The organism is Rubripirellula reticaptiva (genome assembly GCF_007860175.1).
Classification (GTDB): Bacteria; Planctomycetota; Planctomycetia; order Pirellulales; family Pirellulaceae; genus Rubripirellula; species Rubripirellula reticaptiva.
Genome location: NZ_SJPX01000002.1, coordinates 761,179 through 775,930, shown reverse-complemented (window position 1 = coordinate 775,930; position 14,752 = coordinate 761,179). Strand labels below are relative to the sequence as shown.

Genomic DNA, 14,752 nt, shown 5'->3' with positions numbered 1-14,752 from the left:
ATCCGCGTCTTACTTGAACGTTGGAATTGGCGTTGGCGAGTAACCTTCGTCGGTCGCGTCTTTCGGGATTGAATCCAGAAAGAACTGGTCGCGTTTCTGGTGGTATTTCTTATAGCTGTCCAATCGGCTGGCCACGTTGGATTGGTTCCATGCCAGCCATTTAGCATGAAGTTCCTTTGCCAAAGATTGCTCGTCGTTGACGCGGTTAACCTGTTCCGAGACGTCGGACGGTAAATGAAACAGTTCAGGTTTACCGGCTGCGCTGTCCAGGACATGCTTGGTTCGGTCGGAATTCAAGATTGACCAACGCGTTCCTCCTTCTCGCCAATACAGAAAATCGTGCGGTGAGTTTTCGTTCGATTGCTGCAGCAGTGGGATCAAGTTGACGCCCTCCATGCCTTTGGCGGGACTGCTTTTTGAGCTGGCAAGGGCGACGGCGGTTGCGGCGATATCGAGTGAGATTACGGGACGATCATAGACGCCGCCTTGTTCGATTTGTGCTGGCCATGATGCGATGAAGGGAACGTGGATCCCGCCATCATAGAGATTGCCCTTTCCACCACGAAACGGCGAGTTGGATGAACCGTTGCCTTTGGTTGGCTGTTGCTTGCTCGACTGGGGGCCTCCGTTGTCGCTTAGAAAGAAGACCAGTGTGTTGTCGCGAATCCCTTGTGTATCGAGTGCATTGATGACCATTCCGATTCCCGCGTCCATCGTGTCGACCATCGCGGCATAGCGGCGACGCTTCTCGTCTTTGATGTGGGAGTACTTGGCGATTGCATCCGCAGGTGCTTGCAGCGGAGAATGGGGCGCGTTGAAGGCCAGATATAGAAAGAACGGCTCTTCGTTGCTGGACTGGATAAAGTTGACGGCATCGTTGCTGAGTGCTGTGGTCAAGTATCCGTCGAAAATAGCCGGCTTTCCATTGCGTTCGAGCGCCTGCGTGTAACCTTCCTTGACTGGCTCGCGAAGATCGATTTTGAAGTAATCATGGCCACCGCCGAGGAAACCATAAAAGTAGTCAAAGCCGCGATTGTTGGGGTGAAAGGGAGCAGCCGCACCGAGATGCCATTTGCCAATCACGCCAGTTCGATACCCGGCCTGCTGAAGTCGCTTGGGGAATAAGGTCTCGTTCGGATCGATGCCCATGTAAGGGTTGGATGGATCGTAAGCAGGGTTGGTTTCGAAGCCAAATCGGTGTTGATAGCGCCCGGATAACAATCCTGCTCGACTCGGTCCACAGTACGGGTGAGTCACGTAACCATTGGTGAAAGTCACGCCTGACGCAGCTAACGCGTCCAGATTGGGCGTCTGGATGTCCGTGGCGCCGGTGAACCCGGCGTCGGCGTATCCCATGTCATCAGCCATGATCAGAACGATATTTGGACGATCGTCGGCGCGACAATGGCCGAAGGCAATCGATAAAGCGACGAGCAGTGGAATCATGAATCTCATGTGGATGTCCTGGGGTGTTGAAGGCTTCGCAGTGCAGGCAGCAAACCGATTTTTTACCGCGCGATACTAATTGGCGGTGCGATGCACGACGACTTGAACGGAGGTGATCGTCGCTCCTTCTTGCGAAGTGATCGTGACTTGGTTTTGCTCACGCAGTATTGACATCGGCAACGCGGTGTCGAGTGATCCGAAGAATTCGCTGAACTCGTTGGCATCACCCATGTCCAACGTGATCGGGGTGTCGTTGACGCTCACCTTGACTGGCTTGTTGATGCCTCCGTTGCGATGGATGCCAATGATCAGTTTGGCGGACTGAACCGTTTTGGGATCTTCGAGCTCAACTTGAAAAACCGTTGGTTTGTCGGCTGTCGCAACCGCCGTTTCGGCCGCATAGATACGATCCATTTGCAGTGTACCGGACGGATTAAGTGGACGGCTAAGCGTGAGACGGATCACCGTTGTTTCGTTCACATCGACGGGGATCGCGTTGGCGTCGACAGCTTGCTCGGGCTCGAAGACGACATCGCCTTGGTGATAGTTCAATCGAGTTTGCCGTGCTGCGGTCGCCCCAATCTTTGACGCCACACCGGACAGGTCGACGGCGATTTGGCGGCCACCCATATTGGTCACAGCCAGCGAGACTTGTTTGTCATCATGGATGGCAACGACATCCAGATAGTCTCGATCAAAAGCGACTGGCAATCGACGACCATCGAAGTCACGCCAAAGATCAAAGTAACGAGCCACAATCGTCGGTTCGAAGTCGTCGATGGTAACGTGTCGCTTGAGCCCTGGTTTCGGTGCAAAGGCTGCATCGCCACTGTTGGGGTTCCAAGACATGTGCAGAAAAATGAACGGTACAAACATGTCGATCTGGTCGGGTCGCTGCATCGACTTGGTCAGGTACGCATTCCAGGCATAGAGTCGCAACCAGTTGTCCGACGGTTCGCGGCCGTTTTGTAACGAACCGGTTTCGGTAATCAGAATTGGTAGCACGTTGTCGACGCGATGCATCTCGGCCCTCAGCATATCCAGGATCGCTTCGTATCGACCGAGCAGATAGTTCGAGTAGCCCAAGCCACGTCGCTCGTGTGCCCCCAAAGTCAGGGCATTTTCATAGAAGTGGTGCGAAAAGAAATCGAGATGGCCACGAGTTTCTTGAATGAAGCGAGCCTGGTTCTGGTAAAGCTTGAAGTTGCCTGCTTGCAACTGCATGTAAGCCGATGATGGTCCACCGACTTTCACGGCTGGCGAGCTAGCGTGAACTTTAGCGGCAACGCGATTGTGGAAATCGCTTAGTAGTCCCCAGCCGTCGGCATCCTTGCGGTCATGGTGAGACCATTCCGACGCCACGCTGCTCTCGTTCTTCACTTCCCACCACGCCGCAGTGGATCCGCCGTCCTTGATTTGGTCTGCAACGTATGCGGCCGCAAGTTCGGCAGCATCGTCGAAGTGTTCAACCAGCGGCGTACCGCGACCCTGCAAGGGTACCGACATGAACTCGGGCCAATCATTGAAACACAGCGCGAAGGGGGTGTCCTTCCACAGGGGAATCGTTCGTCGCTGTCGCTCTCCCGCGTCATAGCGATCAAAGAAGGTTAGGTCGGCGGCACCTGGTTTGTCCTTGCGTTCCTGCAGTGTCTCGGCGTCCTTTTTCCATCCGTGCGTCAAGGCCGGATTGAACTTGAATGCTCCGCGACCAGGAAGGAAATTGTGTTCTGAAGCCCAAGTTTCAAAAGACTGGTCAACCACGCCAGACGTTTCGTGCATCCGAAACCAGCGATGGCGTTGCAAATCGGATGTGCCGCCAATCGACAATTCGTGATCCGTGTCAACGTGAACCTCGACGCGCTCGCGAGGAAACTCGGAACCAAGGTCACGGTAGGGAATCGTGTCAAATTCCGGTGAAATAGCGTTCTGAGCATAAAAGACGAGATCGTCGATTCTGCATGCCGCATCCTTTTGTTTCATCAAGAAGCGAATTTTCATCCGTTGGGGCGGCTGATCGTTATTTGAAATCGAAGGCATCTGGACGCGGTAGAAATCTTTCACCTGCACACTGCGTGGGGGGGCCTTGTCTGGCGAAAACGGAAAGACGTGGACTTCTTTGATGCGATCCAAGTTTTCGCCGTGGAATCCGAAGTGACGGAACAAAATCGCAATGCGTTCGGTTCCCGCGGGCAGTTCAATTTCTTCGCCATCGCGAATTTGATGAATTTGTTCAAGGACCGTCAGTTCTTTAAGACTGCGGTTGTCGGCGCTGCCTTGGTAGACCGTCTTGCGATTCTTGATAAACGTGTCGAACAGATAGTCGTGGATGGCTTTCTGCTTTTTGCCTTCCTTGCTAATGGTCGGTGGCGTCGCTGTTTGCTGGGCCATTGAACAAGTGGCCGAGGCCAGCATGGCAATCCAAGCAAGCAAGCCAAGGGCACGTGGGGATCGTCGAGAGTTTGGCATTTGGGCGTACTCTGAATGCTTCGCTGCGATGTTAAAGTGAGTTATTTCTTCTGATCGATGAATTGAATGTCGGCGAAGTATGCACCTCGCCGCAAATTAGTTTGAGCGTCTGTTAGCCAGCTCTGCATCACCGCATCGCCGGCGGGCAGTTCAATGTCAAAGGTCGCTGATGAATCGCTCGGATCGATCGTTTGTGTCTCATCGATCTCGCCGATTTCGAGTCGCGCTTCGGACGCGCCCATGGCGGCCGGAGCGTCACTGGGAAAACGCGACAATGAAATTCGATAGCGACCGGCACGAACCGCATGGACGGCCCAGAAACCATTGATGACGAGCCCGTTGTCACCGAGTTGTTCTTGCTTCCAAATCACATTGCCGTCGGTTGGATGCCAATCTCGTACCGTCAGACGCGTTGGGTTTTCTTCGGCTACGCCAAGCTGAAACCGGGTGTAAGCAGCGCCCGTTGCAAACACATCGGCAAAGTAATTTTCGTACCGAGATCGCAAGTCAGCGAGGACATCTTCATGCTTGGCAGCGACGTTGGTTCTTTGTCCGGGATCAGTGATGATGTCGTAAAGTTCACCGTTGACCATTCGCCATCGCTCGGTAAGCACCGCGTAATGTGGATACTTGCCACGTCTTTTTGTCGAAGGCACCAGTTTGGGTTGGTCCCCCTGTCGTTCGACGAATAATGTTCGGTCCGGCCATTCTTCGCCGCATCCGTCAAGCAATGATGCCATGGATCGCCCATCAAAATCGGCGTTGTCGTGCCCTTCGAGTTGGCACCAATCGACGAGCGTGGGTAGCCAATCACGACAGGACGTCAGAGCGTCGGTTCTCTGTCCCGCGTTCAGTCTCGCTGGCCAGCGAACAAAACAGGCAACGCGGTGACCACCTTCATAGACGGATCCCTTTTTGCCTCGCACGCCGGCGCTATACCCATTGTCTGGTAACCCGCCATTGCCTCCTTCGGCCGTGCCGTTGTCACCCATGAAAATGACGATGGTGTTGTCTTCGATCTGCTGTGACCTTAGGAAATCGAGCAGTCGTCCAAGATTTTCATCAAAGTTAATGATTTGGCCAAAGAAGTCGGATCGGGCATCGGCATGCCCATCCGCTTTGAACGGCGCCGAGTACTTCGCGGCGACCGTATGCGGACTGTGCATCGCGTTGAGCGGTAAGTAAACGAAAAAAGGTCGGTCGGATGGCTGTGCGATCATCCGTTGGCACTCGGCAAAGAACACGTCCGTGCAGTAGCCGTCAATCTTTTCAGGCTTTCCGTTTCGGTAATACATGTCATCGAAGTAGTCGTTACCGATCGGGTTGCCAATCTCGTCGATACCGCCGGCAAGATGGCGGACAACCGTTTGAAAGCCACGGTATCGCGGAGCGTACGGCCACGTGTCACCGAGGTGCCACTTTCCGAACATTCCCGTGCGATACCCCGAATCGGCAAACATGTCTGCGATTGTGACTTCGTCGGGGTTCAGCAATTGTCGTCCCTCGGTCACTGTCCATGCACCGACGCGGGACGAGTATCGGCCCGTCATCAGCGCCGCGCGAGTGGGCGTGCAAACGGGGTCAACGTGGTAGTCGTCCAGTCGCACGCCTTCAGCGGCAAGTCGGTCCAGATTCGGCGTTTCTAGCCAAGGGTTTCCGTGACAAGACATGTCGCCGTATCCCTGGTCATCCGTCACGATCAGAATCACGTTGGGCCGGTCGCCAGCAATTGCAGTGCAGGTGAAATGCAAGACGAACACGAGTGAGTAAATGAATTTCATCGATTGCGTTTCTATTTGACGCTTGAACTGGTGAGCAAACCCATTCGCTGAGACTAGCGAAGCGGCGACATCTTGGGCGAACGAACTTGTAAGTTGTCGAATTCAATCGTCGAACCATTGATCGTTAGCCCGACGTTCGTTTTTGTTGCGTGCCCGATTCCTGGGGATTGAAGGCGAGCGATAGGTTCGCCATCCAAGTACGTCTCCATGACATCGTCAATGATGACTACGCGGACGTGATACCACTTGCCCTTTTGTATTTCGACATTGCCGACTTGTCGCGTCTTCTGCAACAGTTCCTCTAGCGCTTTGACTTGGTCCGCGACGAGATCGGTACGTTGGCGTAATTCACGAACCTCCAGGTTCATGGCCCCGGTTTTGTCGTCACCTAGAATCATTTTCTTTGGTGTAATCGAAACGCGGCAGATGTGACCGGCGTGAACCGTTTTGTCATTCTTGTCGTCGATGACCACGTTGAACTGGGTGCCGCCCTTGAATCGAACGTCAAACTGGATGTCGCCGTCCTTGAAGGCGACCATGGGGTGCATGTGGGCGCCGTGGTCTTCCTGTGTTTGCTTGCACGTCAATACACCGTCAACAATCGTAAACGATTCAGCGATTGCTTTGCTTGTGTGGTACCGTTCGCCAAGTTCGCTACGGCCATCAAAGTCGTCACTGAACAGCAGCTTTCCGTTTCCGCCTTGCCCGACGATCCTCGTCGGTGACCGTTTCTGGTCTTCCGTGAATACGGAAAGCACGTTTGGTTTTGGCGGCGCAGCCAATGCCTTTTTAAGGCCGTGAATACCGTCGGTCGCTTCGACTTTTGCTGGGTTTTGCTTTGGCTTTTTTGGGGGGGCCTTGATGTTGTTATTTGTTTTTTGCTTCGCCGGAATTGTGGGCAGTTCAACGCCCGGCGCATCGTGTTTGGTCTCGTGCAGGTCGAACCGGGGCAAGACCGCTAGCAGTTCGTCTCGCTCGGCGCGATGGGCATCGCTGACTTGGTTCCAGTCCTGAATTTGCGGGAAACTGATCAAGTCGTCGGGATCTGCCGAGACGTCCCACCACTTGCCCTTGCCATCCTTCAAAACCTTGTCGCCGCGAATGATCTGGTCCGCGCCGTTGTATCCGTAAATCCAATCTCGGTGCTTCGGCTTGTCGGTGAACAGGAACGGAACAAGACTTTCGCCATTGATTTCATAGTCATTTGGAATTGTTGCGCCGGTTAATTCCGCGATTGTCGGCAGCATGTCGGACATGTTTACTAGCACATCCTGGCGACCCTGTTTGGTCATCCCCGGCGCCACAATGATCAGCGGGACGTGCGTGCCCTTTTGGCGATCCGAACTGCTCTTTCCATAGCCGCTGGTGCCATTGTCGGCACAGAAGATTAGCACCGTGTTGTCAGCGATCCCCATGTGCTGCAGCTTGTTTCGATATTTCCAGATTTGGTAATCGAGGTAATTCACATGATTGTGAATGCCGGGTTCGGTGACGGTGTCATGATCGTTGTAAACGCCTTGGTCGCCAGTGACGTTGGGGGTGATACGTGTGTATCCGTTGCCATCCCATTGGACGACGGGAGTCCCCGGCCATTTGGACTCGGACTGAGGGTTCAGCCAATCAAAAGCGTCGTGACCTAAATGCGAGGTGTGGTAGACAAAGAACGGTCTTTTAGCCGCGTCTTGTCGGTCCATGAAGTCAAAGATGAACTCAAGTTCGACGTCAGGACCGTAGGTGTTCAGGCCGAAGCTTGCTTCGGATTCAGGCGTGTTCGGCCACCACTGCAGTCCCTTGTTTTTGCCCGGATGATTCATCAACCTGACATGCGGTTTCCAATACCAACCGTGTTGTAGATAGCTGTCGATTGGTTGGTTCGTGTCGGAATTGAAGAGCAACTTTCCGCCATCGATCTTCTTTTCATACATCTTGAAATCGGTGTACGGGTTATCCGTGTCCGAAAGGTTGCCGGGTGTAAAGCAACCCTGGTCAAAACCAAACTTGCCAAGGTCGCCAGCCATTTGCGTTTTGCCGGCCCAGTAAGTTGCGTAGCCGGCTTGTTGGGCGACATGGCCGATCAAGCGAGGCGAACTTTCGTAGAGCGGCCAAGTGACGGCTTTTCCTTTCGCGTCGAGGTAACGGCCCTTGTCCTTGTTGTTCCACCACTTGTGCAAGTGAGCGTAACGGCCGGTCATCATCATCGCTCGGCTGGGCGAGCAAACGACGGACGCCCAAGCGGTTTCGACCCAGCAACCTTCTTCGGCCATCTGGTCCAGCGCCGGAGTCTTGGCGCGAAAGGCAACGTCGGCGGTATCGCCACCGCTGGGCGGGCTCCAAGTCGACGAACCATACAGTGGTAATTCGCGAGCACTGATGTCGTCCGCAAACACCAAAATGATATTCGGACCGTCGGCCGCATGGACTTGCGACGCGATGGCTGCGATGGCAATCATCGCTGAACAGATGATGGATTTCATGGAATGTTGTTGTTTGCGGTACAGGTGGGCGATTCGCCGGGTTAGCGTTTTCTGCCGCGATTTGGATCAGTGTTGAACAAACGTTTGTGTTGGACTTACAGTTAGTAAAACTCTTCCCAACCATGACGAGGCGCAGGATCGAGCAGCGCAAGTGCTGCATCATTATTTTTGATCGTTTTGGTTACACGGTCGAATTCAATTTCGCCGCCCAGTCTTTGGGCGATCACGCCAAGGTTGAAGACTTGCGTCAACGGACCGCTGATGTGGAAAGGCGACTGGGTTTCTTCGACGCCTTTGCAACTGAGCAGAAAGTTTGCCCAGTGGTTGGAACTTTTGGTCGAATACTTTGGCAGCGTTGCCATCACTTCGTCCGCGCCTGTCGAAATGACTTCCAGTTCATCGCCGTGCGAATCGCCTTGGAAAACATGATCGCCCGCATAGATGATCTTTCCGGGACGGTTTTCCTTCGCCGCTCGATCTACCGTTGCCTTGTACTCTGGTTCGACCTCGGCCAAGTTTTCTCGGCCGTCATACCAAGTCACATCACACGCTGGCATTTCGCCGCGACTGGGAAAAGCAAACTGAATCGTGGACGCTTGCGGGAAAACCAAGGTGTTGGCACCTTCGCGTTTGATGGCCGTAATCCGTTCTGGTAATCCGAGTTCCAAGAACCGATGGCAGGTGTCCAGAATGTGCGGCCCCCAATCGCCAAAGGCACCGCTACCGTAGTCGAACCAGCTTCGCCAATTGCCAGGATGCAACCGCTTGCTGTGCGGATTCATCGGTGAGGGGTTGCACCAAGTATTCCAGTCCATGCCTGTGGGTAACGGATCGGTTGGGTACTCGGTTACACTTTCGCCCCAGCCATGCCAACGACGATACTTATTCATATACGCGGTGATCTTCCTGACGTCTTTGAAGACGCCGCCTGCGGACCATGCTTTGAACTGATGGAAGTTTGCTTCCGAATGACCTTGGTTTCCCATTTGAGTCACCACACCGCTGCGATCAGCAAGGTCGATCATGCGTTCGACTTGACCGAACGTATGCGCGAGTGGTTTCTCGACCCAAACATGCTTGCCCATCGACATCGCCAACATGCCTGCGGCAAAGTGCGAGTGGTCGGGCGTTGAAACCACGACAGCGTCGATCTGGTCGCCCACCTCGTCCAGCATCCGGCGGAAATCAGTAAACTTCGGCGCATCGGGGTGAGCTGTTAGCGCGGGCTGGACATGTTTGCCTTGCAAGTCAACGTCGCAGAGGGCAACGACATTGCACAGTCCGGTTGCAAGAAATGCTTGCCGATTGCGATCGCCTTTGCCACCGCTGCCCACGAACGCCACGTTGACTCGTTCGCTAGGTGCTCGCGTTTCGCTGTTCGCCTGGTCGCCAAGTGCGATGTGTGCGGGTAGAAAAGTCGCTGCGCCGAACGCGGTGGAGGCCTTGAAAAATTGCCGACGGACGAAGTGGTTCATGGAAGACTCAATAGGTAACAGTGGATGACAGAAGCGGGATTTGCTTTTGTTGAATAGCGTTGTGAGCTATTGAGTGACATGATCCGTTTCCGAATTCTTCTTGATCAGAGGAATGTGAACGTTGAACGAATGAGCTTCGTCGTTTGTTTCTTCGGCTGCACAGTACAGCACCGCCGGCTGTCCGTTTTCGAGCCAAAGCTGCGGGCGTTCGAGTCGATGAAACGACTGCTCGGTACCGTCGGTCCAGGTCACCTTGCGCTGCAGTACCCACGGATTCGGAGCGACATCCCATGTCAAACCATCCTTCGATGTGAACAATGCAAGTGAATCCTCGCCGGTGCCGTTGAATGTTCCTTTGTGGTCGTTCACGATCGCCCAACAGCGATTGCCCTCGGCCCAAACGTAGGGATCTTCGGCCGGGAACTTGACGCCCGGTGCGGTAAACAACGGCGTCATTTTTTTGTTGAATGGTCCGGTCGGCGATTGCGACGTGGCAGCCAAGTGAATCACTGGGCCACCGAACGGTAGTGGTCCTTTGGTTCCCACCGCTTTGTAAATCAGAACGTACGTGCCGTCAGATCGCCGCAGAATCGACGGGTTGCTCGTCATCAGCTCGTCATGGGCACCTGGCTGATGGGTAACGTCAATCAAAGGTTTGTCAAAACGCTTCCACGGCCCAGCCGGATGATCGGCGACGGCAACACCGATGCGTTGATGGTTGCGATGGATGGGGTTCAGCTTCACGGTCGCATTACCGTCACCGAAATTACCCATGTAATAAAGATAGTACTTGCCGTCGAATTTATGGACGGTTGGATTGTGAGTGCACATTCCATCCCAATACTCTGGCCCGCGGGCTGGCAAGGCAACGTCAACGTATCGGAAAGGCCCCAGCGGACTGTCGGCCACTGCATGAGCGATCTCGGAATGCGTGACCCAGGCGTTGTGCCCGAGTTCGCGAAGCCAGCGACTGTACAGCAAGTGACACTTTCCATCGGTGTCACGCACCATGCTAGCGCCCCAGATGTAGTAGTTCTCGTCGATGAACTTAGCCGACGTGGGAACCGGCGAAACCAACTTCTTGAAGTCTAAGTTGGAGGCATCGGAAAAATTTTCGTTCGTTTTCGCGTGAATTGGAGATCGTTTCCAAATGCGAACGTCATCCACGGTCGCAGTATTTGGGACGAGCAATCGCAATAACGATTTGTTAGCGTGGGCAAATCCGTCGGATTGATGACTGCCGACGCGTTGACCATCGATGTCCACGACGACATGGTCGCCATCGATATGAACGAGGATCTCGTGCCACTGATTCAATTCAAGTTGAATCGGCATCCGCTTTTTCTTCGCTGACAATGTCTTGCGTTGGCCGTCGGTGAGGGTGCCGGCTTTTGACAAAGCACGTGTCTTCAAGTTCATGACGCCTGTCTTGCGATCTTCGATGGTCAGCGTACTGACGCTTACGTCTGCATCAAACAGGTGACCGGCATGAACCGTTTTGCAGGCCAGATCGGCGAAGTTCAGCTTTAGGCTGTCGCCTTTTTTGTGCAACATGAACCGCAGACCGATGCTGCCGTCGGTGAATGCGAACGGATGTCGTACCGATGTCGCATGATTAGCAACCTTGTGCGTGTAAATATGCATCGCCCCGTCGCGCAAGTCGACTTCCTTGTGACCTGCAGCTGTCTTGTCGCTGCTAGTGGTCCAGTCGTTCCCAGGTTCGTCCTTCTCCTCTTGCGATTCTGAACGTTCAAAGTGATCTTCAAAGATCAGTTCGCCCAATTCAGTATTCGGTCGACCCTGCTCGGCCAATGCCAGAGGTGTCAGAAGAAAGGCTGCAAACGTGAAGGCTTGTATCAATCGCAGAAAACTCATTGACGCACGTTGATTGGTGAGGAATTAAGTTGAAAGGTCTTGGCATCCGCGACTATCGCTCACCACGTGAAGCAGCGTCGATCGCCTTTTGTCGCGACTCTTCCTCGCTGCGAACATTGGGTCCATGCGCGTCCAGCCATTTCGGCGAAATATTCTTGGCGTCCCAGTTTTGAATCAGTTTGCTCAACCGAGCGACCGTTTCGGGTTGCTGTGATGCTAAGTCATGGTGTTCCCATGAATCATTGGCAAGATCGAAAAGCAACGATCGACCTTTGTAGCCGCTTTGAACCAGTTTTAGATCGCCGTCACGGACTGCGTACCCAAATTCAGTGTCGCCAATCGCGTATCGCCAAAACAACGTTCGCGGATTTTGGTGAGACTGCCGATTGCGAAGCATCGGAATCAAGTTCATGCCGTCTAGCTTCGCTGCGTCGTCGATGGTTGTTCCTGCTGCGGACAAGACCGTGGGGAAAATGTCCAAGGCGGTAATCGGCGTGGGGACAGTTGATCCTTTTGGGATTTGCTTTGGCCAGGACATCAGAAACGGAACCCGGATACCGCCTTCGAACAACATGCCTTTGTGACCGCGATACGGAAAGTTGACGGCGTGTTCTCTGCGTCCACCGTTGTCGCTGTAGAAGATCACCAGTGTGTTGTCTGCTACGCCAACTTCTTTCAACTTGGTCATCACTCGCCCGATGCCTTCGTCCATCCCCGCGACCATCGCTCCGTAGACCGCGCGGCCGCCATATTCGATGTGCTCGGTTTTCGACAGGTGTTTCTTGGTCGCCTGATCGGGTGCGTGAGGCGCGTTGTAGGCGAGGTACAAGAAGAATGGTTCATCCTGGTGACGATCGACAAACTGCACGGCTTCGGTCGAAAAGTCATCGGTCAGGTAAGTCAACGTTTTAGGATCGACTTGTTCGTCGCCACGATGAACCCCTAAGGCTGCAGGCTTTTTGCCAACGTCGCCCCAATAGTTCAACCCGCCGGCGCTGAAACCAAACCACTCGTCGAATCCGCGACGATTGGGCCAGTACGGTTTCGCATCACCCAAATGCCATTTTCCAATCGCACCGGTGGCGTATCCCGCGTCGCCAAGTGCACGTGCCAACGTGGTTTCCGAAAGTGGCAATCCGGGAGCCTGATCACCCTGTTCGAAGGCGTCGGGTTCCGGGTTGCATTCGTGTCCAAACCGTTGCTGGTAACGTCCCGTCAGAAGCCCGGCACGACTGGGGCTACAGTACGGATGTGACGCATAGCCAGACTCAAACACAACGCCCGACTGAGCCAACGCATCAAGATTGGGAGTCGGGATCTCTGTACAACCGTTGAATCCCACGTCACTGAAACCTAAATCGTCGGCGACGATCAGCACAATGTTTGGGCGTTCGGCGGCGGGGCAACAGTTTGAAATGCAAAACAGGGTAACGCTGATTGCAAGTTGAAAGAAGCGAGTCATGGCAGTCTGATTGATTCGAGGAAGGCAGGAAAAGCGAAGGTCAAAAGGCGAAACCGAATCAACCGGGTTTGGCTCCGTTGTCAGCGGTGTATCGGAGCACTTTGGGAACGCCTTTTCCTCTTGCTTCGATTAGCTTTTGATTCCAAGCCTTCTTCAATCGCTGCAGTACGTCGGTGTGATGGTCCCGGTCAATCAAGTTATTTAGTTCTGCTGGATCGTTCTCGATGTCGTATAGTTCTTCGTAAACCGCAGCCTCGCCCGCTAGCGACGATTCTGCGTAGTGCCGATAGACTGCGATGCCGTCGTCGTGCACGGCGTACAGCATCGCATTGACGGGGATGTTTAGTTCTTTGGCCGTGCGCACCTTCACTGAGGCAGGAAAATTTTGGTTCTTGTAGTAACGAATGTATTTCCAGCGTTTGTCTTGCACGGCTTCGATACGTGGATTGCCAAAGTGCGTTGACCACAAGTTTTCGGTAAAGATGTATTGGTGAACCGCATCACCGTTGCCGTCGATCAAGCTTCGCAGACTCTTTCCCTGAAACTCGTCGGGCGTTTTGATGCCCGCGTAGTCCAGCATCGTCGGTGCGATATCGATGCTTTGCACCAATTGACTTCTTCGGTGTCCTTGAGCCGTTTCCGCAGCGGCCGGGTTGAAAATGATCATCGGCACATGAGTGGTTTGTTCATAGCAAAGTGCTTTGCCGCCAAGGCCCTGTTGACCTTGGAACTGACCGTGATCGCTGCTGAAGATGATGATCGTATTTTTGTCGATCCCCTCTGCGGCAAGCTTGCTGCGAATGTCACCAATCATGCGGTCGATGCCGGTGAGAGCTTGCATTTGCCGCGTCATCCGTTCGGTCAAATCCTTAGGTTCGTCGACCCAGTTGTAGCCGGTCTGGCGTTCTTCGGTTTTCAACACGTCCGCCGGCAGTTTGGGGGTCGTGATGTCCTTTTTGGCGACGTAGTTCTTGGGCAACGGAATGCTGATGTCGCGATAGAGCGTCTTGTAGATTTCATCGTCGCTGTTTCGCATTTGCATCGTGCTGGTGCCCGCATCATGCGGCAGGTTTAGACAGATGCTTAGGCAGAACGGCTTGTCGGTTGGACGTGAATTGAGAAATCGGATCGCGCCCTCAAGTCGATGTTCATTGGACAGAAAGTCCGTCGCGCTTTCGCCAACGATTTCGATCTGGGTGTCGTCTTTGGCCGACATGAAGATGTCGTGGTGATCTTTGGGATAGAACTTGATGTGACCGTGGCCGGCGTAGAAATAGTCGAATGACTTATCCATCAAACCACTCGTGTAACCACCGTCACCGATCGGTGCATGGTTCTTGCCAACGTAGCCGGTGTAGTAGCCGTTGCTTCGCATCACAACCGGATAGGACTTTTTCCACGCTTCTGGGGCCACACTGGTGCCGGAGTTAAAGTTGACGCCGTGCTTTCGCTCGAACTGGCTCAGCAGAATCGAGATCCGGCTTGGAGTGCAGATTGCGCTAGTGACATAAGCGCGGTCAAAGTAGATGCCGTCTTTGGCAAGCTGGTCGATGTTCGGCGTCTGAGTGATTTCGTTTCCATCGCATCCCATCATCCCGTAGGACTGATCGTCGGTAAGAACAAAAACGAAGTTGGGGCGATTCGAAGTTTGAGAAATCGCCGGCCCGGCATGGATCCCCCAACCAATGACGATAAGTGAGATCGCACAGAGAAGATGTCGATTGATCATGGTTGATGTTTGGTAGAGAGGATTGATCATGCACTGATTGAGCG

General features: G+C 53.8%; 8 protein-coding genes. All 8 read right to left on the bottom strand.

Features of this window, described 5'->3' with window-relative positions:
* Positions 1 to 9: 9 nt before the first annotated feature.
* The 8 genes from Poly59_RS09120 to Poly59_RS09080 all read right to left on the bottom strand — a co-directional run bounded on the left by Poly59_RS09120 (position 10) and on the right by Poly59_RS09080 (position 14,708).
* Positions 10 to 1,455: a sulfatase-like hydrolase/transferase gene (locus tag Poly59_RS09120; protein ID WP_222436067.1), complete on the bottom strand. Its 1,446-nt coding sequence runs from the start codon at positions 1,453 to 1,455 to the stop codon at positions 10 to 12.
* 66 nt (positions 1,456 to 1,521) lie between these two features.
* Positions 1,522 to 3,912 (bottom strand): beta-agarase, encoded by a 2,391-nt coding sequence (locus Poly59_RS09115; RefSeq protein ID WP_146533762.1) that lies wholly within the window; start codon positions 3,910 to 3,912, stop codon positions 1,522 to 1,524.
* A gap of 41 nt (positions 3,913 to 3,953) precedes the next feature.
* Positions 3,954 to 5,693: an arylsulfatase gene (locus Poly59_RS09110; RefSeq protein ID WP_146533761.1), complete on the bottom strand. Its 1,740-nt coding sequence runs from the start codon at positions 5,691 to 5,693 to the stop codon at positions 3,954 to 3,956.
* A 53-nt stretch (positions 5,694 to 5,746) separates the two neighbouring features.
* On the bottom strand, positions 5,747 to 8,167 hold the full coding sequence (locus tag Poly59_RS09105) for a sulfatase-like hydrolase/transferase (RefSeq protein WP_146533760.1): 2,421 nt from the start codon (positions 8,165 to 8,167) through the stop codon (positions 5,747 to 5,749).
* Between the two features lie 101 nt (positions 8,168 to 8,268).
* Entirely contained in the window at positions 8,269 to 9,642 is a 1,374-nt protein-coding gene (locus Poly59_RS09100) for a Gfo/Idh/MocA family oxidoreductase (RefSeq protein ID WP_146533759.1), read from the bottom strand.
* Between the two features lie 66 nt (positions 9,643 to 9,708).
* Positions 9,709 to 11,517 carry a hypothetical protein gene (locus Poly59_RS30105; RefSeq protein ID WP_246151506.1) on the bottom strand — a complete coding sequence of 603 codons (1,809 nt, stop codon included), beginning with the start codon at positions 11,515 to 11,517 and terminating at the stop codon, positions 9,709 to 9,711.
* A gap of 52 nt (positions 11,518 to 11,569) precedes the next feature.
* Complete coding sequence (locus tag Poly59_RS09085; RefSeq protein ID WP_146533758.1) at positions 11,570 to 12,979, bottom strand: sulfatase; 1,410 nt, start codon at positions 12,977 to 12,979, stop codon at positions 11,570 to 11,572.
* 58 nt (positions 12,980 to 13,037) lie between these two features.
* Positions 13,038 to 14,708 (bottom strand): sulfatase-like hydrolase/transferase, encoded by a 1,671-nt coding sequence (locus Poly59_RS09080; RefSeq protein ID WP_146534428.1) that lies wholly within the window; start codon positions 14,706 to 14,708, stop codon positions 13,038 to 13,040.
* Positions 14,709 to 14,752: the final 44 nt, after the last annotated feature.

Excerpts from the sequence above, each read along its gene's own strand:
- Poly59_RS09120 (WP_222436067.1), bottom strand. The coding sequence starts at position 1,455 with ATGAGATTCATGATTCCACTGCTCGTCGCTTTATCGATTGCCTTCGGC.
- Poly59_RS09115 (WP_146533762.1), bottom strand. The coding sequence starts at position 3,912 with ATGCCAAACTCTCGACGATCCCCACGTGCCCTTGGCTTGCTTGCTTGG.
- Poly59_RS09110 (WP_146533761.1), bottom strand. The coding sequence starts at position 5,693 with ATGAAATTCATTTACTCACTCGTGTTCGTCTTGCATTTCACCTGCACT.
- Poly59_RS09105 (WP_146533760.1), bottom strand. The coding sequence starts at position 8,167 with ATGAAATCCATCATCTGTTCAGCGATGATTGCCATCGCAGCCATCGCG.
- Poly59_RS09100 (WP_146533759.1), bottom strand. The coding sequence starts at position 9,642 with ATGAACCACTTCGTCCGTCGGCAATTTTTCAAGGCCTCCACCGCGTTC.
- Poly59_RS30105 (WP_246151506.1), bottom strand. The coding sequence starts at position 11,517 with ATGAGTTTTCTGCGATTGATACAAGCCTTCACGTTTGCAGCCTTTCTT.
- Poly59_RS09085 (WP_146533758.1), bottom strand. The coding sequence starts at position 12,979 with ATGACTCGCTTCTTTCAACTTGCAATCAGCGTTACCCTGTTTTGCATT.
- Poly59_RS09080 (WP_146534428.1), bottom strand. The coding sequence starts at position 14,708 with ATGATCAATCGACATCTTCTCTGTGCGATCTCACTTATCGTCATTGGT.